At 68.2% G+C, this 16,705-nt stretch carries 17 protein-coding genes; 4 read left to right on the top strand and 13 right to left on the bottom strand.

Translation table 11 applies throughout. The features are described from left to right. Position 1 precedes the first annotated feature (1 nt). Together ACWEVR_RS24165 and ACWEVR_RS24160 are read right to left on the bottom strand one after the other, a co-directional pair. Positions 2 to 1,138, bottom strand: coding sequence for an alpha/beta fold hydrolase (locus ACWEVR_RS24165; protein ID WP_452468835.1), 1,137 nt, complete (start codon positions 1,136 to 1,138; stop codon positions 2 to 4). Positions 1,139 to 1,184: 46 nt separating this feature from the next. Next, positions 1,185 to 1,943 (bottom strand): helix-turn-helix domain-containing protein, encoded by a 759-nt coding sequence (locus ACWEVR_RS24160; RefSeq protein WP_452468834.1) that lies wholly within the window; start codon positions 1,941 to 1,943, stop codon positions 1,185 to 1,187. 61 nt (positions 1,944 to 2,004) lie between these two features. Between ACWEVR_RS24160 and ACWEVR_RS24155 the strand changes: the two genes are divergently transcribed. Next, on the top strand, positions 2,005 to 2,595 hold the full coding sequence (locus tag ACWEVR_RS24155) for a TIGR03086 family metal-binding protein (RefSeq protein WP_452468833.1): 591 nt from the start codon (positions 2,005 to 2,007) through the stop codon (positions 2,593 to 2,595). Positions 2,596 to 2,690: 95 nt separating this feature from the next. On the opposite strand, the gene ACWEVR_RS24150 is transcribed toward ACWEVR_RS24155, so the two are convergent. The 5 genes from ACWEVR_RS24150 to ACWEVR_RS24130 are packed head-to-tail and all read right to left on the bottom strand — an operon-like array spanning position 2,691 to position 7,959. Beyond that, a complete protein-coding gene (locus ACWEVR_RS24150; RefSeq protein ID WP_452468937.1) occupies positions 2,691 to 3,866 on the bottom strand; it encodes an MFS transporter in 1,176 nt (391 codons plus the stop codon). Between the two features lie 52 nt (positions 3,867 to 3,918). Further along, complete coding sequence (locus ACWEVR_RS24145) at positions 3,919 to 5,271, bottom strand: LLM class flavin-dependent oxidoreductase (protein ID WP_452468936.1); 1,353 nt, start codon at positions 5,269 to 5,271, stop codon at positions 3,919 to 3,921. After that, entirely contained in the window at positions 5,265 to 6,032 is a 768-nt protein-coding gene (locus ACWEVR_RS24140; protein WP_452468832.1) for an ABC transporter ATP-binding protein, read from the bottom strand. Before ACWEVR_RS24140 ends, ACWEVR_RS24145 begins: the two co-directional genes overlap by 7 nt. Further along, on the bottom strand, positions 6,008 to 6,868 hold the full coding sequence (locus ACWEVR_RS24135; RefSeq protein WP_452468831.1) for an ABC transporter permease: 861 nt from the start codon (positions 6,866 to 6,868) through the stop codon (positions 6,008 to 6,010). The genes ACWEVR_RS24140 and ACWEVR_RS24135 overlap by 25 nt, the downstream gene beginning before the upstream one ends. Next, positions 6,868 to 7,959 (bottom strand): ABC transporter substrate-binding protein, encoded by a 1,092-nt coding sequence (locus tag ACWEVR_RS24130; protein ID WP_452468830.1) that lies wholly within the window; start codon positions 7,957 to 7,959, stop codon positions 6,868 to 6,870. Before ACWEVR_RS24130 ends, ACWEVR_RS24135 begins: the two co-directional genes overlap by 1 nt. A 238-nt stretch (positions 7,960 to 8,197) precedes the next feature. Here ACWEVR_RS24130 and ACWEVR_RS24125 point away from each other — a divergent pair, with 238 nt between their 5' ends. The 3 genes from ACWEVR_RS24125 to ACWEVR_RS24115 are packed head-to-tail and all read left to right on the top strand — an operon-like array spanning position 8,198 to position 11,066. Further along, entirely contained in the window at positions 8,198 to 9,229 is a 1,032-nt protein-coding gene (locus ACWEVR_RS24125) for a FecCD family ABC transporter permease (RefSeq protein ID WP_067498715.1), read from the top strand. Next, positions 9,226 to 10,035, top strand: coding sequence for an ABC transporter ATP-binding protein (locus ACWEVR_RS24120; protein ID WP_452468829.1), 810 nt, complete (start codon positions 9,226 to 9,228; stop codon positions 10,033 to 10,035). The genes ACWEVR_RS24125 and ACWEVR_RS24120 overlap by 4 nt, the downstream gene beginning before the upstream one ends. Next, a complete protein-coding gene (locus ACWEVR_RS24115) occupies positions 10,032 to 11,066 on the top strand; it encodes an ABC transporter substrate-binding protein (RefSeq protein WP_452468828.1) in 1,035 nt (344 codons plus the stop codon). Before ACWEVR_RS24120 ends, ACWEVR_RS24115 begins: the two co-directional genes overlap by 4 nt. 4 nt (positions 11,067 to 11,070) lie before the next feature. On the opposite strand, the gene ACWEVR_RS24110 is transcribed toward ACWEVR_RS24115, so the two are convergent. The 6 genes from ACWEVR_RS24110 to ACWEVR_RS24085 form a co-directional block, all read right to left on the bottom strand. Beyond that, positions 11,071 to 11,499 carry a nitroreductase family deazaflavin-dependent oxidoreductase gene (locus ACWEVR_RS24110; RefSeq protein WP_067498711.1) on the bottom strand — a complete coding sequence of 143 codons (429 nt, stop codon included), beginning with the start codon at positions 11,497 to 11,499 and terminating at the stop codon, positions 11,071 to 11,073. A 10-nt stretch (positions 11,500 to 11,509) separates the two neighbouring features. Continuing rightward, positions 11,510 to 12,727 (bottom strand): ROK family protein, encoded by a 1,218-nt coding sequence (locus ACWEVR_RS24105; protein WP_452468827.1) that lies wholly within the window; start codon positions 12,725 to 12,727, stop codon positions 11,510 to 11,512. A gap of 28 nt (positions 12,728 to 12,755) precedes the next feature. Further along, entirely contained in the window at positions 12,756 to 13,997 is a 1,242-nt protein-coding gene (locus ACWEVR_RS24100) for a sugar ABC transporter permease (protein ID WP_452468826.1), read from the bottom strand. Continuing rightward, positions 13,994 to 14,749, bottom strand: a complete 756-nt coding sequence (locus ACWEVR_RS24095) for an ATP-binding cassette domain-containing protein (protein ID WP_452468825.1) — start codon at positions 14,747 to 14,749, stop codon at positions 13,994 to 13,996. The genes ACWEVR_RS24100 and ACWEVR_RS24095 overlap by 4 nt, the downstream gene beginning before the upstream one ends. Then, complete coding sequence (locus ACWEVR_RS24090; protein ID WP_452468824.1) at positions 14,749 to 15,834, bottom strand: sugar ABC transporter substrate-binding protein; 1,086 nt, start codon at positions 15,832 to 15,834, stop codon at positions 14,749 to 14,751. Before ACWEVR_RS24090 ends, ACWEVR_RS24095 begins: the two co-directional genes overlap by 1 nt. Positions 15,835 to 16,050: 216 nt before the next feature. Continuing rightward, a complete protein-coding gene (locus tag ACWEVR_RS24085) occupies positions 16,051 to 16,497 on the bottom strand; it encodes an SRPBCC domain-containing protein (protein ID WP_084457577.1) in 447 nt (148 codons plus the stop codon). Positions 16,498 to 16,705 lie beyond the last annotated feature (208 nt).

Raw genomic sequence — 16,705 nt, 5'->3', positions numbered from 1 at the left:
CTCACCGGCGGTCGCGGACCGCCTGCTGATAGCGGAACAGGAACGGCAGCACCTGCGACTCGATCGCGGCGTTGTATTCGCGCGGTCGCTGTATGGGGTTCGCGTGACCGGTTCCGGCCGCCCGCACGACGAGCAGGTTGCCGTCGACTCCGCCCGCGTGTTCGGCCAGCACCCGGTGCGAGTACTCGACATCGACGACGTCGTCGCGCGCGGCGTCGCCGGGGCGGATGAACACGATTGCCGGGCTTTCGCGATCGGGGTTCGGCCGGGCGAGCGCCCGCAGATCGGCGGCGCCACCGCCGGCAACGATGGCCAGGAACTGCGATTCGATCAGGCCGTTGCTCGCCGCGTTCTCGGAGAAGATCTTGTCGCGCAACACTTCTTCGGCCACTTCGCGCAGTTCACCGAAGTCGATCCCGGGCAGCGGAGCACCGGGGACGGTGAAACGTTCACGCCTGGCCGCCATTTCGACAGTGAAGCGCAGCAGCCTGCTCTCCCGCGCGCCCGGCAGCCAGCCGGTCCAACGCAGCAGTTCGGCTCCGCGACTGCGGCTTTCGGGGCGAACGGCGTGGAGATCGATCGGCGTGCAGTCGAGAACCACCCCGACCAATCGCCGGTCACTGCCCAGATGGATGTGGCGGGCCACCTCGAGCGCGACCACCCCGCCCATGCTGTGCCCCACGAGCACGATATTGCGCACGGCGCCGTAGCGGGCGGCACGCACGATCATGTCGGCGATGACCTTGGTGTCGATACCGGCGTCGTCGTAACGCACCGCCCACACCACGCCCAGCCGGTTCAGCGCGGGCAGCGCCGACGCGGTCGGGACGGCGTTCACCCCGCCGAGACCGACCAGATCGACCACCGCGGTGTCCCAATCCCGGGAGTCGGCGGGCAACGACACCGGCAGCAGATCTGGTGCGGTCTTTTCGAGCCGAGCCCGCTCGGGCATCACGTCGTACTTCCAGTACTGGGCGAACACGATGAGCCCGACGAGCACCACCCCCACCGCTCGCATCGCCGTCATCCGGACGCGCCCCCAGCGCCGGAGTCCTACCCGGGTTTCACGCAGCCGTGCCCGCCGTCGCGCGTCGTCGTAGTCCGCGACGGTGGACGGATGCCGCTCGAACGTCGACATATTTCCACTGTAGGGGCCGCCCGCCGCGGCCCCGGCCCGACGATCGTCAGCCGCCGAAGCCGTCGTATCGCTGGGCGTAACCCGTCGGCGGCTCCCCGAAAACGGTGCGGAAATCCCGGCTGAGGTGGGCTTGGTCGGCGTATCCGAGGTCGGCGGCCAGCGTCGCCCAGTCGACCTCCTCTCCGGTCGCGAGGCGCTCGGTGATCTCCCGCAGCCGATACCGCCGAATCACCCATTTCGGACCGATTCCGACGTACTCCGCGAACAGCCGCTGCATCCCGCGCACCGTGGTCCCGAACCGATCCGCCACCTCGTCGACCCTGGTCACGGTGGGGTCGGCGGCGATACCGGCCACCACCCGCGCCGCGAGATCGGCGCGGGGATCGGGCGTGGGCAGCCGGGCTTCGAGGAACCGGCAGGCCGCTTCGACATCAGTGAGACTTGTCACGCTGGGTCCGAAAACCGTTGTGGCGTCGATCGTCCGGTCGCGCAACGACGCGACGGATGCGCCGAGGACCGGCCGGAACATCCCCGGACGGAAGGCGACCCCGAACACGGAGCCGATGCCGGAGAGCTCGCGATACACGTGTGAGGACGACGGGCCGTGCAGTTCGGCGCGTCCGTCCCGACAGGTGAGGTGGACATTGGGCAGCGGTACGACCAGCTGGCGGTAGGGCAGCTCGTAATTCCAGGCTACCGCCCAGAACCGTTCCACGTATCCCGCCAGCTCGGCGGGCGGCTCGGTGAAGGTGTGGCGTTGCGAGGTCCGCCACGCACCGCCGAGTTCCCGTGGGTCTCGCTGCACGCCGGGAGTGTATGTCGCGTTTGTTCAAGACACGGATGGCCGCCGGTGGTTGGCTGGCCCCATGTCCGAGAACGAACGTGTGGCCCGCGCTGCGGTGCCGTTGTCGAAGATCATCCGTACTGTCACACCGGATCAGCTGACCGCGCCGACACCATGTGCCGAGTTCGATGTGCGTGCTCTGCTCAATCACCTGTTGTTCTGGGGCCCGTCGCTGATCGGGGCGGGTCGTAAGGAAAGTGTTCCGCCGCCTGCCGCTGCCGAATCCGACGTCGACCTGGTCACCGCAGAGTGGGCGGCGGCCCTCGAAACGCAGCTCGACGAACTCGCCGCCATCTGGCGTGACCCCGCGGCGTGGGAGGGCGTCACCCACATGGGTGGCCCGACGGAACTGCCCTCGGCGATGATCGGCGGGATGGTCGCCGGCGAGCTGATCGTGCACGGCTGGGACCTGTCCCGAGCGCTCGGCACGCCGGTGTCATGGGATGACGATCTCCTCGCGGACGTCTACGCCGAAACCGCCGCCACCGCCGAGCAAGGGCGCGGCATGGGAATCTACGGGCCCGAAGTACCGGTCTCCCCCGATGCCCCGCTCATCGACCGGATCCTCGGTGTCACCGGTCGCGACCCTGAGTGGCAGCCACCCGCGCGATAGCGCACAGCCATGGGCCGGGTCGATCCGGCCGACGCCCTGATCGCATTGCCCCGCTTGGATTCCGACTGCCCCAGGGCTTCCTGACGAATCCCTGGTCAGCCGTCGGTACGCGAGATCGGCCCGGGAAACCACCGATACATCGCGACCGTCCCGAGCCCGAGGGCGACCGCAAGGAGCCCACCAGCGGCGGCCAGCCCGGCGAAGGTGCCGACCAGCCCGACCGCGACCGGCCCGGCGAACATCCCGGCGTCGTGGGTGACGCGCCACGCGCCGAGGAATTCGGCGCGCCGGTCCGGTGGGGCGGCGAACGCCCCGACGGTCATGATGAGACCGTTGCTCAACCCGTTCGCCAGGCCGAGCAACATGGTGGCCGCGCCCATGGTGAGCACGGAATCGGTGAGAGGCAGTGCCGCGTAACCGGCGGCGAAACAGATGCCGCAGGCGACGCCGGTGACGCGGCTGCCCGCCCGGTCCAGCCACACGCCGGCCGGGTAGGACATGAGCACGTCGATCGCACCCGCCAGCCCGAACAGCAGACTCGTCGTCGCGGCATCGATACCGAGGTGCACCGCCCACAGCGGCAGCAGCGCCGATCGCGACGCGCGTGCCGCCCCGACCGCGACCGCCGCGAGGCCGAGAGTGCCCAACGCCCTGCGGTTTTCGGAAACCACGGTGTGCAGCGGCCGTGACGACGGCTCGTCCGGTGCACCCGAGCGGATCGTCAGCATCGCCGTGGCCGCCACCACGGTGGTCACGAGCTGCAACCACAGTGCCCCGATCGGACCGAACCCGTGCACCAGTGCCGCACCGAGGAACGGCCCACAGAAGAACCCCAACCGGTGCGCACCAGCCAATGTCGACATGGCCCGCCCACGCTGCTCCGGCGCGACCACCGACACCAGATAGGTCTGTCTGGCCAGCCCCCACACCGCGCCCGCCGCACCGATGAGCAGCAAACCCACCGCCAGCACACCGAGATTCGGCGCGAGGATCGCCGCGACCACGCCGACCAGACCCAGCCCGCTGCCGACACCGATCGCGGCCCGCTCCCCGACCCGCGCGACGATCCGCCCAGCGGGCAGATCCGTGAGAACCATCCCGAGCCCACTCAACGCGACGATCAAACCGGCCGCACCCGCCGACGCACCGAGATCGAGTGCCCGCAGCGCGTACATCGGTGCGGCGGCACCGGTTCCGATGCCGTACAACACCATCGGCGCGAAGACCGGCAGCACAAGCGTCCGCAGCCGAACAGCAGAATCGTCGAGCATCACCGCCCGGCGACCGATCCATCGCTATGAGCCGGACAACAGCTTTCGTCGCTCATCCAACACTCGCCGGTTCGGGCGCGAATCGGCTCGCGGGCCGGGCGAGACCGAAGTGGTCGCGCAATGTCGTTCCCGAGTACTCGGTGCGGAACAGGCCGCGCTCCTGCAGGATCGGCACCACCGTCGAGGTGAACACCTCGAGCCCGCCCGGGTACCAGGGCGGCATCACATTGAATCCGTCGGCCGCGCCGTGGGTGAACCATTCCTCGATAGTGTCAGCGATCTGCTCGGGGGTTCCGGCGATCACCCGGTGCCCGCGCGCACCGGCCAGCCGGTGCAGCAACCCGCGCAGCGTCGGCCGTTCGCGTTCGACGATTCCGGCCACCACCTGCAGCCTGCTGCGCGCGTTGTCGGTGACATCGCCCGCCCCGGCGAAGACCTCCACCGGCACCACCTCGTCGAGCGCGTACCCGCGCAGCGACGTCCCGGTGATCGATTCCAGTTGCTTCAACCCGTATTCCGGCACGGTGAGCTCGTTGAACTCATGCTCCAGACGCCGCGCCGCGGACTCGGTGTCGGCGATGAACGGGCTGATGCCCGGCAGGATCCGCACCTCCTCGGCGTCGCGCCCGTACTCCGCGGCCTTGGCCTTGATGTCGGCGTAGAAGGCCTGGGCATCCGACAGGCGCTGGTGCGCCGTGAAAATCGCCTCGGCGTACCGACCCGCGAACGCACGGCCCTCGTTGGAGGCACCGGCCTGCACCAGCACCGGGCGTCCCTGTGGTGTCCGGGCCGAACTGAAAGGTCCACGCACACGCAGGTATTCACCGACGAAATCAATCGGATGGATCTTGTCCGCGTCCGCGTAGATGCCCGCCGCCCGGTCGAGCACGATCGCGTCGTCTTCCCAGCTGTCCCACAGCGCGACCACCGCGTCGACGAATTCACGTGCCCTGGCATACCGCTCACGATGGTCGGGATGCCGGTCGAGCCCGAAATTTGCGGCCGCCACGTCGGTTCCGGTGGTGACGATGTTCCAGCCGGCCCGGCCACCCGAGATGTGGTCGAGCGAGGAGAACAACCGTGCGAGGTTGTACGGCTCGTAATAGGTCGTCGACGCCGTGGCGATGAGACCCAGATGCGTGGTGGCGGACGCGATCGCGGTGAGCAGCGTGATCGGTTCGAGCCCCGGCGCGGCATTGTGGCGGACATCGGTACGCAAGGCGGGCCCGTCGGCGAAGAACACCGCGTCCAGCTTCGCCGCCTCCGCGGTGCGCCCGATCTCCTGGTAGTAGGTCACGTCGTAGATGCGGTCCGGCCGGCTGTCGGGATGCCGCCAAGCGGCCTCGTGATGACCGGACGGGTAGATGAAGGCGTTCAGACTCAATTGCCGAGGTGCGTTCACGATGCCTGCCTCACTGTCTCGAGGTCGGTGGTGTCCACGCCGAGCCCGGCCAGCAGCACCTCACGCAACCGGATGAACTCGGGGTGGGCGTGCCTGCGCGGTCGGGCGATGTCGATGCGCTGATCGATGGCGATACGACCCTCGTCGAGGACCAGCACCCGGTCGGCCAGCAGCAGTGCCTCGTCCACGTCATGGGTCACCAGCAACACGGCGGGCTGGTGCCGTGCGCACAGCGCCTGCAGCAGCGAGTGCATGCGGATCCTGGTGAGGGCGTCGAGCGCGCCGAACGGTTCGTCGGCCAGCAACAGTTCCGGCTCACGCACCAGCGATCGGGCCAGCGCCACCCGCTGTTGTTCGCCACCGGAAAGCTCACGGGGCCACGCCTTCTCGCGCCCACCGAGGCCCACCTCGGCCAGCGCTGACCGGCCCCGCTCGGCGGCGTCGCGGCCGGTGAGTCCGAGCACCACATTGTCGAGTACCCGTGCCCAGGGCAGCAGCCGCGAATCCTGGAAAACCACAGCGCGCCGCGCGGGAACGGTCAGTTCTCCGGACCCCGGTACTTGCCCGTCGAGTTCGGCCAGGGCGCGCAACAGTGTGCTCTTCCCGGACCCGCTGCGCCCCAGCAGTGCCACGAACTCTCCGCGACGGATCGCAATATCTATACCCCGCAATATGACACGCTGCCCGAAGCCCCGGGTGAGGCCCCTTGTCCGCACCACCGCGCGGTCGTCGCGCTCGATCAGTCGCCCAGCGTCTGTCGCCATGCCAGCACCTTCCGTTCCGTTGTCCGCACGGCGAGGTCGCCGAAGAGTCCGAGAAATCCGTAGATCACCAGGCCGACGACGATCACGTCGATCTGCCCGTAGGTGCGCGCCTGCGTCATCAGGTATCCGATGCCGCTGGTCGCGTTCACCTGTTCGACGACCACCAGCGCCAGCCACGAAATGGTGACCGCGAGCCGCAGCCCGAGAAAGAAGCCGGGCAGCGACCCGGGCAGTGCGACGCGGCGCAGGAATCCCCACCGCGACAGCCCGACCGTCTCGGCCAGCTCCACATAGCGCGCGTCCACGCCGCGCAGATACGCGTGGGTGTTGAGATAGATCGGGATCAGCACGCTGGTCGTGATGACGATCAGCTTCATCTCCTCACCGATCCCGAACCACACGATGAACAGCGGGATCAGCGCCAACGTCGGAATGGCACGCTTGATCTGCACCGGGCCGTCGACCAGCGCCTCCCCGATCCGGCTCAACCCCGCGATCAGCGCGAGCGCCACCCCGATCACCACACCGAGCACCAGCCCGATCGCCGCCCGTTGCAGCGAGGTGAGCAGATTGGACTGCAATCGCCCGTCCGCGATCAGCTCCCCCGCCGTCCGCGCGACCGTCCACGGTGCGGGCAATGTCTCGGGATCCAGTGCACCCGTGGCCGATCCGACGACCCACGCACCGACGAGCAACGCCGGACCGAGCGCGAAACCGAACGGAATGGGCTTGCCGGGGCCGAGCCTTCGCTTGCCGCGTCCACGCGGAGCCAATTCGGGTTCGCCGGTCCGGTGTGCCCGTACGCGCCGCACCACACCGGCTTCGAGGGTCGCCATCAGCTCACCGCCCCGGCGAAGGCCGCGCCGCCGGCGGTGACGGCCTCGGTGACCGCCGCGTCGAAACGCAGGTCGAAACCGTCGGCGGCGGTGATCTTCTTCGGCAACTCGCCGGCGGCATCGATCGCGTCGATCGTGCTCTGTTGACGTGCGACCAGCTGCTGGTCCAGGTGCGGGAACGTATAGGTGCCGAGCGATTCCACGATCCGCCGCGCGTCGTCGGGGCTCACCTTCTGATTGCGCACGTAGTACGCGTCGGCCCATTCGGCGCTGTGGGTGTTGGTCCAGTGCCAGGCCCGCACGAACGCGCCGACCAACGCCCGGGTCGCGGCCGCCTTCGCCGGATCCTGCACCACGGCACGCCGCGCGTACAGATAGGCGAGCCCGCTGTAGATGCCGCTCGTCTCCGAATCCGGGATCAGCGACGTGCCGGGAGTGCGCAGCAACCTGGTCACATTCGGTTCGATCAGCGGCGCCACCTCGACCTGCCCGGTACGCACCGCGTCGAGGAACTCCGCGAGCTGCAACCGGATCAATTGCACGTCACCGGTTTTCAGACCCGCCTTGCTCAGTGCCTTCAATACCGCCGCCTGCTGGGCGGTGCCCTCGGCGTAGGCGATCTTGCGCCCCTTCAGGTCCGTCAGCTTCGTGATCGACAAGCCCGGGGCGACAGCGAGTTTCAGCGCCTGCGGGTTGGTCTGGTACGAACCGACGATCGGCACGTCCTGTCCCGCCGCGAGTGCGTGGATCGGCGGTACGTCACCGACCTGGCCGACATCGGCCGCCCCGGCCCGGAATGCCTCCAGGATCGCCGGCCCGCCGACGAAGTTCGCGAACTCGATCTTGAAGGGCAGCTTGTCCAGCTCCCCCGAGAGCCGAAGCGCATTCTGCAACCGCTCCTGCTGGTCGGCGACCACGAGGGTGGTACCCGGCGGAACCTCGGTCGGCAGCGGTGCGTCGGGGGTGCCGAGCGGCTTGTCGTCACCGCCCGCGCATCCGGTCAGGCCGAGAGTCGCGGCGGTGGCCACCGCGAGAAACGCGGCGGTGACGCGGCCACGCAGGCCGTGCCCAGAGGTGTTCGATCGGTACATACCCGGATTCAAGCAACCGGACAAACCGGCGAACACCCTTTGCCTTACCGTGAGCCGAACCCGGCGCTGTGCCGGCACCCGGTGCCGCGCTACAGTCGGTGAGTCATCCCCGGTGGGTGCGGGAATCCGGTGCAATTCCGGGACGGTCGCGCCACTGTGATCGCCTCACGGCGAAAGTCAGACCTCCCTCGCCGGGCACCCTCTGAAAGGGCCGCGCCTTGCCTCTGGAGAATCCGCGATGATCCGTGCACGGATCTCGCTCGCACTACCCGTGCTCGCGGTGTTGCTGCTGGTCGCCATGATCGCCGCCACCGGCTTCGGCGCGGAAACCGTTCCCGTGCGCGCGGTACTCGACACCCTCGGCGCCCGGCTCACCGGAACCACCCCCACCGACCCCGGCATCGACACCATCGTCTGGCAGCTGCGCGTCCCACGCACCATCCTCGCCGCCGTGGTCGGTGCCGGTCTCGCGGTGGCGGGCGCCGCGATGCAGACCCTGGTCCGCAACCCGCTCGCCGACCCCTACCTGCTCGGTGTCTCCTCCGGCGCGGCCGTCGGCGCGGCGGCCGTCATCACCTCCGGCCTGTTCGCGGGAGCCGGCATGTGGGCGTTGTCCGGCGGTGCGCTGGCGGGCGCTTTCGGTGCGGCGACCCTCGTGTTCCTCATCGCCCTTGCGCAGGGCGGACTCACCCCGTTGCGGCTGGTGCTCACCGGTACCGTGCTCGGCTCGGCTTTCGCCGCGTGCAGCAGCTACCTGGTGTTCCGCAGCACCGATCCCGCCGCCGCCGAATCGGTGCTGTTCTGGCTCCTCGGCAGCCTCGCGGGCGCCGACTGGTCGACCCTTGCCCTCCCGCTGATCGTCGTCGCGCTCTGTGCCACGATCCTGGTCGCGATCGCGGGCTGGCTCGACGCCCTCACCCTGGGCGCCGACACCGCCTCCTCCCTCGGTGTGCCGGTGACCGGCCTGCGGATCGGGTTGTTCGTGCTGCTCGCGGTGCTCGTCGGTGTGCTGGTCGCGGTGTCGGGTGGGATCGGTTTCGTCGGCCTGGTCGTCCCGCATGCCGCGCGCATGATCGTCGGCCCACGGCATCGCGATCTGCTGCCCGCCTGCGCATTGTGCGGGGCGTTGTTCCTGGTGGTCGCCGACGCCGCCACCCGGGTGCTGGTGCGCCCCACCGAGATTCCGGTCGGTGTCCTCACCGGCCTCATCGGCGCCCCCACCTTCCTGTTGCTGATGGGCAGACGCCGCTACCGGTTCGGTACCTCATGAGCACCGACGAACCGCCGCTTCTCGAACACGGCAGGCTCGGTGCGCGCGAGCTCGCCTGCGCCATCGGCCGGCGCACTGTTCTCGCGGAGGTGGACTTCTCGATCGAGCCGGGTGAGACCGTCGGCATCGTCGGCCCCAACGGCAGCGGCAAAACCACGCTGCTGCGCACCTTGTCCGGTGTGCACCGCCCCCGTTCCGGCCGGGTCCTCGTCGACGACCAGGTCCTGCACGATCTGCGGCCCCGCCGCCGCGCCGCGACCGTCGCGCTGGTCGCCCAGGACGAGATACCACCCGACGACATGCTGGTCGGCGAGGTCGTCGCGCTGGGGCTCACCCCGTACCTGCCGCCGTGGGGTCTGGACGCACCACGCGAACAACAGCGGGTGACACAGGCTCTGGCGTCGGTCGACCTGCACGGCTTCGCCGCACGACCGGTGCGCCGACTCTCCGGTGGCGAACGTCAACGCGTCCTGCTGGCCCGCGCACTCGTCCAGGACACCCCCGTCCTGCTGCTCGACGAGCCGACCAACCATCTCGATGTCACCCATCAGCTCGAATTGCTCACCCTGGTCCGCGGTCTGCGCCGCACGGTGGTGGCCGCCCTGCACGACTTGTCGCTGGCCGACCGCTATTGCGATCGGATCATCGTGTTGCACAAGGGACGTGCGCGTCCGCCCGCACCGCCGGCCGAAGCGCTCTCCCCCGCCGTCGTCGCCGAGGTGTTCGGTGTCGACGCCAACCGAGTCCGGCATCCGGTCACCGGTGAGGACCACCTGTTGATCACCCCGCGAGAGGCACGACGATGAACAAGAATCCCGGCCGGATCCTGGCCACCACCGCACTCGCCGCCGTACTCGCGGCCTGTACCGGAACGTCCGCCGAATCCGCGACCACCGTGACGGTCCGCAATTGCGGTGTGGAGACTCGTTTTCCGGCACCCGCGCAGCGCATGTTCGTCAACGACGGCAATCTCATCTCGATGGTGCTGGCACTGGGTGCCCAGGATCAGGTGGCGGCGGTCTCCAGCGTCAAACGCGACGCGGCCACCCTGCGCGCCCATTACGGTGCCGAACTCGTCGACGGACTCAATGATGTCGCCCCCGAATACCCTTCGCGCGAAACGGTTCTCGCGCAACGTCCCGACGTGATGGTCGCGGGCTGGAGCTACGGTTACGACGAGGCGAGCAACCTCACCCCCGCCTCCCTACGCAAGGACGGCATCGCCGCCTACGTGCTCACCGAGAGCTGCCGCCAGGCCGACGGGGGCGCCGCGCGCGGCACCGTCGAACCGTGGACGGCGCTGCGCACCGATCTCACCGATCTGGGTGTCATCACCGGCCGCACCGCCCGCGCGAGCGAGGTCACCGCCGATCTCGACACCAGGCTGGCTGCCCTGGCGGCCGCTCCGAAACCGGCGAAGGCCCCCACCGTCTTCCTCTTCGACAGCGGCACCGACACCATCTACTCGAGCGGGAAATTCGGTGCACCCCAGGCGATCCTGGAGGCGGCGGGCGCCCGCAACATCCTCGACGACGTCGCCGACACCTGGACCAAGGTCTCCTGGGAGCGCCTGGCCGCCGCCGACCCCGACGCCATCATGTTCGTCGACTACCCCGGCCAGACCTACGCGCAGAAGGTCGACATACTGCGCGGCAAGCCCGGCATCAACAACCTGCGGGCGGTGCGGGAGAGCCGCTTCTTCAACCTGCCCTACGCCCTGTGGACGAGCGGACCGCTCAATATCGACGCCGCCGAGCAGATCCGCAAGCAATTGGAGGCCTGGAACCTGGTGCCCGCCTCGACCGTTGTCCCGCGCGCCGACGACGCGGTGCGCTGACCGGTCAGCGCGGGGTGAGCAGAACCAGCGGGATCTCGCGAGTGGTCTTGGTCTGGTAGTCGCCGTATCCCTTGTACGTCGCGACGACCTGCGGCCACAGATCCGCCCGTTCGGCTTCCGTCGCGACGCGGGCGATCATCGGTGTGCGCGGACCGTTCTGCACGGCGACCTCGACCTCGGGGTTGTCGCGCAGGTTCAGGAACCAGGCGGGATGGGTGGGATCGCCACCGCGCGAGGCGACGACGACGATCCGGTCCTCCTCCAGGATCGGAGCCGTGAGCATCACCGAACGCGGCTGCCCTGATTTGCGTCCGATCGTGGTGAGCTCGAGCGACGGCATCCCCATCACGGTCTTCCCGATGCGCCCACCGGTCACCGCGAGCAGTGCTCGATGAACGCCGTTCATGATCTTCAACTGCAGGTCGCTTGGCATATCGGCAAATCTACTCGGCGCTCGCGCGCAGGTCACCCTGTTGCGCGCGGGCCAACGTCTGCAACGGATCGGTGAGCAGCTCGGCGAAGGCCAGTTCGGCGGCGCCGACGAGCGGAGCGTCGTCGGCGAGCGCGGAAGTGCGCAACCGGACCCGCTCGCGGAGCGCGAGCAGTCCGTCGACCGCCAGCCGGCTGCGCACCTGCGCCGCGGCAGCCAGGTAGATCTCGCGCAGGACCCCACCGAACACCACCATGGTCGGGTTGAACACGTTGACCAGATTGGCCACGCCGTACCCGAGCCAGTCTCCCACCTGGTGCAGCGCGTCGCGGGCGTCGGCGTCGCCGCGCGCCGCCGCGTCGACGATCGCCGCGACCGCCGCCCGGCCGGTCAGGTCGCTGCGACCGGCCGCCGCGATCAGGGCGAGTTCCCCGGCCTCGGCTTCCAGACAGCCCCGCGAGCCACACCGGCAGGCCCGGCCGCCGGGATTCACGATCATGTGCCCGACCTCGCCGCCGTACCCGCCTTCGCCACCGAGCAATTCGCCACCCATGATGACGCCGCCGCCGATCCCGACCTCACCGTGCAGGTAGATCAGGTCGCGTACCCCCGCCCCGACACCACGTTCACGCTCGGCGATCGCACCGAGGTTCGCGTTGTTGCCCACCGCGACAGGCACACCGAGCCTTTCGGACAGCAACGCCCCGACCGGCACATCCACCCACCCGATATTGGGCCCGTACCGCACCACGCCGTCGCGCTCGCGCACCATCCCGCAGAACGCGAGCCCCACACCGACGCACACCGCACCCTTGTGCGCCGCGTCCATCATCGATTCCGTCATTCGCGCCAGTTCGGCGATCACCTCATCCGGATCGAAAGTGCCCGTGTCACGGGGTATTTCGCACCGGTCCATGATCGCGCCACCCAAACCGACGCGCGCCACCGCGAGCCGGTCGGCACCCACGTCCAGCGCGAGGACATAGACCCGGTCGGATTCGGGGCGCACCACCAGCGACGGCCGCCCCGCTTTCCCGGTCTGTCCCGGCAATTCCTCCCGCACCAACCCCGCGGCGGCGAGGTCGGTGGTCAGGGCGAGGATCGTGCTGCGGTTCAAGCCCATCCGCTCGGCGAGCTCCGCCCGCGACAACGGGCCGCTCACGTGGACGTGGCGCAGCAGCACCGCGAGATTCCGGCGGCGGATCTCGTCCGGGGAGGGTGCTGCTTTCATCCGGCCGCCCTCCCTTCCCCGTCGTCGGTCAACTTCCTGGCAGCGAACGCTTGCGCGACAGCGCGTCCACCCCCGCCGCGAGCAGCAGAACAAATCCTGTCACAACGAATTTCGTGCCCGCGCTGTAGCCCATCAGGCCCATCCCGTTGTTGATGACCGCGACCACGGCGGCACCGAGCACCGCGTCGAGCATCCGGCCGCGACCACCGAACAGGCTGGTGCCGCCGATCACCGCCGCGCCGACTGCCGTCAGCAGCACATCGGACCCACCGGTGTTCGGATCGACGGAGTTGGCTCGCGACGCGGCGATCAAACCGCCGACCGCGGCCATCGTCGAACAGAGCACGAAGGCGCTGATCTTGATCCGGTCCACCGGAATGCCCGCGCGCCGAGCCGCTTCCACATTGCCGCCCACCGCGTAGATGTGGCGCCCGAACGAGGTGCGGTTGAGCACGAACGTCCACAGCAGCAGCAACGCCACGATGATCGGTACCACGATCGGCATGCCCTGCAACGAGTTGACTTCGGGATTGCGGCTGCGTTCGTCGTTGAGGATCGCCACCGCGACACCGGCGACCACCGCCACCGCCGCGATCCGCAACGTCACCACCGGGGCACTCTCGCCGGTTAGCCCGAGCTGGTTACGTGCCCGCAGCTTCCGGTACTGCACGAACCCGAACCCGGCGAGCAGCACCGCGTACATCGCCCAGCCGAGCAGCGGCGGCACGTTCTTGTTCGCGATGGCCAGGATGGTCTCGTCGTGGATGGAGATATTGCGCCCGTTGTCCATGATCTTGAGCGCCACGCCCTGCAGTGCCAGGAACGCCGCGAGGGTCACCACGAACGAGGGCACCCCGATCTTCACCACGATCGCCCCGATGGCCAGCCCGATCACCACACCGGTGAGCAGCGCGACGAGCACCGCCGAATACCAGGGCCAGCCCTTGTCGGTGAGCAGCACCGCGAGCACCGCCGCGCACCCACCACTGGTGAACCCGGCCGACAGGTCGATCTCACCGAGCAACAGTACGAAGATCAACCCCATGGCGATCACCGCGATGGCGGCGCCCTGGGTGAACAGATTCGCGATATTGCCCTGCGTCATGAACACCGGCCGCGCGATCCAGAACACCACCGACAGCACCACAAGCGCGATCACCGAGGGCAACGCCCCCATGTTCCCACTGCGCACCCGTCCGACATACGAGTTCACCAGTTCGCTGACCGGAGCCGTCGCGGCCGTGCTCTTCTCCGTCACCGTCGTGCTCATGCCTTCACCCCGAGACTGCCGCTGCGGCCGGAGGTGATCAGCTCGACCACCTGCGAATGGGTCACGTCGGTGGTGCGGACCTGCGCGGCCATCCGGCCCAGATACAACGCCGCGATCCGGTCGGAGACCGCGAACACGTCGTTCATGTTGTGTGAGATCAGCACCACCGCAAGACCTTTGTCGGCCAGCCGGCGCACCAGTTCCAGCACCTGCTGGGTCTGGGCGACGCCGAGTGCGGCGGTCGGTTCGTCCAGAATCACCACCTTGCTGTTCCACAGCACCGCTTTGGCGATGGCCACGGTCTGGCGCTGACCACCCGACAGGCTCGCCACCTTCTGCCGCACCGACTTGACGGTCCGCACCGACAGCCCGGCCAGGGTGCGCCCGGCCAGCTCCTCCATGCCGTATTCGTCGAGCACGATCCCGTGCTTACGTTCGCGGCCGAGAAACATGTTCTGCACGATGTCGAGGTTGTCGCAGAGCGCAAGGTCCTGATACACGATCTCGATGCCGAACTCGGCGGCGTCACGTGGGTTGCCGATCTGCACCGGTTCGCCCTCGAACAGGATCTCGCCCGCATCGATCGGATGGGTGCCGCCGATGCATTTGACCAGGGTCGATTTGCCGGCGCCGTTGTCGCCGACCAGCGCGGTCACTTCGCCTGGGTAGACCGAGAAATCAACCGTGTGCAAGACGTGGACGGGGCCGAAACTCTTGTCGATACCCCGTAATTCGATGACCGGGGTGTCCATCAGCGCACGCCGTTGTCGGCACAGAGCTTGGCGAACTCACCCGCGCACAGCTCGGCCTTGTCGACGAATCCGTCCGCGACCACATCGTTGACGTTGTTCTTGAAGATCGCCTTCGGCTCCAGCAGTACCGCGGGCACCTTCGTCTTCGACTCGGGATCGTCGACGGTGCTGTTCGCCTCGCCCTTCTCCCCCTTGGCCAGCGCGATGGCGAGCTTCGCCCCCGCGGCGGCCTCGAGCTTGATCGCCTTGTAGACGGTCATACACTGATCGCCGGCGAGCACGTTCTGCAGTCCCTGCACGGTCGCGTCCTGGCCCGTCACCGGCACCTGACCGTTGAGCTTCTGCTTCTTCAGCACCGCGATGGCGGCATTGGCCAGCCCGTCGTTCGCCGCCACGACGCCGCCGAGGTTCGGTGTGCCGGTGAGCATCTGCTCGAAGATCGTGCCGGCCTTGGTGTTGTCCCACTCCGGCACAGCCTGGTCCGGCCCCTTCACCAGCCCGCCCGCGGCGAACTTCGGCGCCAGGGCACCGTCGTAGCCGTTCTTGAACAGGGTCGCGTTGTTGTCGGTCGGACCGCCGTTGAGATACGCGACGACCGGCTTCACGGCCTGCTTGTCGGTCAGACACTTGGCCAGGCCATTGCCCATCAGCTCGCCGACCTTCACGTTGTCGAACGAGACGTAGTAGGGCGCACCGCCGCCCAGCGTGAGCCGGTCGTAGTCGATGACGGTGACACCCTGAGCCTTGGCCTTCTGGATCACAGCCTTGCCGGTGCCGCTGTCGAGGTTGGTGATCATCAGCACCGAGGCGCCGTTGGTGATCATCTGGTCGGCGATGGTCTGGAAGGCGTTCTTGTCGCCCTGCGCGTTCTGGATGTCGGCCTTGATCCCGGCCTCGTCGAACGCCTGTTGCAGGTACTTGCGATCCGCCGTCTCCCACCGCGCCGAGGTCTTGCTGTCGGGCAGGATCACGCCGATCTTGGCGCCGCTGCCCGAGCTGGAGCTGCTGTCATCACCACCGCAGGCGGTGACCGAGGTGAGAAGTGCGATCGAGACGGCCGCGATGCCGAAGATCCCCTGACGCATGAGGGTGGGCCTTTCGTGGAACCACCGCCCGCTGGGCGGACGAGCTGGAGCGAATGTTGTGCTCGACAACTTATTCGAGGCCGTCCGATTGCACAGCGGATTGAGCAAAGGATTTGTTGTCGGCGATAACAATCAAGCAACGAGCTGTCGCATGTCCGACCTCATGACCGATGAGAGAACGTCGGTCTCCGGTCGCGCTACCACGGCATCGGGGCGTTACGTCTGCTCCGCCATGGCCGCGAGCTTGGATAGTGCCGTGCGCCAAACGGCCTCGTTGTCGGCCGGATCCAGACCTGGTGGTAGGTCGTCGTGCACCACGTCCAGCTCGGTGCCACCGTCGGCCCCGTCGGACAGCGTGAAGACGACACTCTGCGCCCCCGCCAGTTCCGGCTTCTCGGTGACGAACTCCAGGACTTCGACGACCTCTTCGTCCTCGGTGAGGGCAAGGTAGCGCCCGTAGTAAGCGTCGTGCTGGGGTTCCTCACCGACGTCGTAGGACAGGGTGATCGAGAAAGAGCCACCGACCTCGGGCTCGAACCGGTGCACCACCCCGGTCATGCCGTCGGGCACCATCCAGACCTTCACCGCATCCGGGTGGAGCAGCAGTCGATATACGGTCGAGCGGGCCGCACGGATATGCGTCCGGATCTTGGTCGTAGCCATGATGCTTCACCGCCTTCCGCTCCATGTTGCGCCGAGCCTAGCAGCCGGCCGCTCGTCGACAGCCCGTCGAAGGTGACGGGTCGGGACCACTCGGATAACACACAAGGGCGCGTAAACGACGAAAGCCCCCTGACCGTAGTCAGAGGGCTTTCGTGAATGATTGTCCGGCGGTGTCCTACTCTCCCACACCCTGTCGAGTGCAGTACCA

It is taken from the genome of Nocardia sp. NPDC003979, assembly GCF_053605015.1.
This window is presented reverse-complemented; position numbering and strand designations above follow the sequence as displayed.

Excerpts from the sequence above, each read along its gene's own strand:
- ACWEVR_RS24165 (WP_452468835.1), bottom strand. The coding sequence starts at position 1,138 with ATGTCGACGTTCGAGCGGCATCCGTCCACCGTCGCGGACTACGACGAC.
- ACWEVR_RS24155 (WP_452468833.1), top strand. The coding sequence starts at position 2,005 with ATGTCCGAGAACGAACGTGTGGCCCGCGCTGCGGTGCCGTTGTCGAAG.
- ACWEVR_RS24150 (WP_452468937.1), bottom strand. The coding sequence starts at position 3,866 with ATGCTCGACGATTCTGCTGTTCGGCTGCGGACGCTTGTGCTGCCGGTC.
- ACWEVR_RS24140 (WP_452468832.1), bottom strand. The coding sequence starts at position 6,032 with ATGGCGACAGACGCTGGGCGACTGATCGAGCGCGACGACCGCGCGGTG.
- ACWEVR_RS24135 (WP_452468831.1), bottom strand. The coding sequence starts at position 6,868 with ATGGCGACCCTCGAAGCCGGTGTGGTGCGGCGCGTACGGGCACACCGG.
- ACWEVR_RS24130 (WP_452468830.1), bottom strand. The coding sequence starts at position 7,959 with ATGTACCGATCGAACACCTCTGGGCACGGCCTGCGTGGCCGCGTCACC.
- ACWEVR_RS24125 (WP_067498715.1), top strand. The coding sequence starts at position 8,198 with ATGATCCGTGCACGGATCTCGCTCGCACTACCCGTGCTCGCGGTGTTG.
- ACWEVR_RS24120 (WP_452468829.1), top strand. The coding sequence starts at position 9,226 with ATGAGCACCGACGAACCGCCGCTTCTCGAACACGGCAGGCTCGGTGCG.
- ACWEVR_RS24115 (WP_452468828.1), top strand. The coding sequence starts at position 10,032 with ATGAACAAGAATCCCGGCCGGATCCTGGCCACCACCGCACTCGCCGCC.
- ACWEVR_RS24110 (WP_067498711.1), bottom strand. The coding sequence starts at position 11,499 with ATGCCAAGCGACCTGCAGTTGAAGATCATGAACGGCGTTCATCGAGCA.
- ACWEVR_RS24105 (WP_452468827.1), bottom strand. The coding sequence starts at position 12,727 with ATGAAAGCAGCACCCTCCCCGGACGAGATCCGCCGCCGGAATCTCGCG.
- ACWEVR_RS24100 (WP_452468826.1), bottom strand. The coding sequence starts at position 13,997 with ATGAGCACGACGGTGACGGAGAAGAGCACGGCCGCGACGGCTCCGGTC.
- ACWEVR_RS24095 (WP_452468825.1), bottom strand. The coding sequence starts at position 14,749 with ATGGACACCCCGGTCATCGAATTACGGGGTATCGACAAGAGTTTCGGC.
- ACWEVR_RS24090 (WP_452468824.1), bottom strand. The coding sequence starts at position 15,834 with ATGCGTCAGGGGATCTTCGGCATCGCGGCCGTCTCGATCGCACTTCTC.
- ACWEVR_RS24085 (WP_084457577.1), bottom strand. The coding sequence starts at position 16,497 with ATGGCTACGACCAAGATCCGGACGCATATCCGTGCGGCCCGCTCGACC.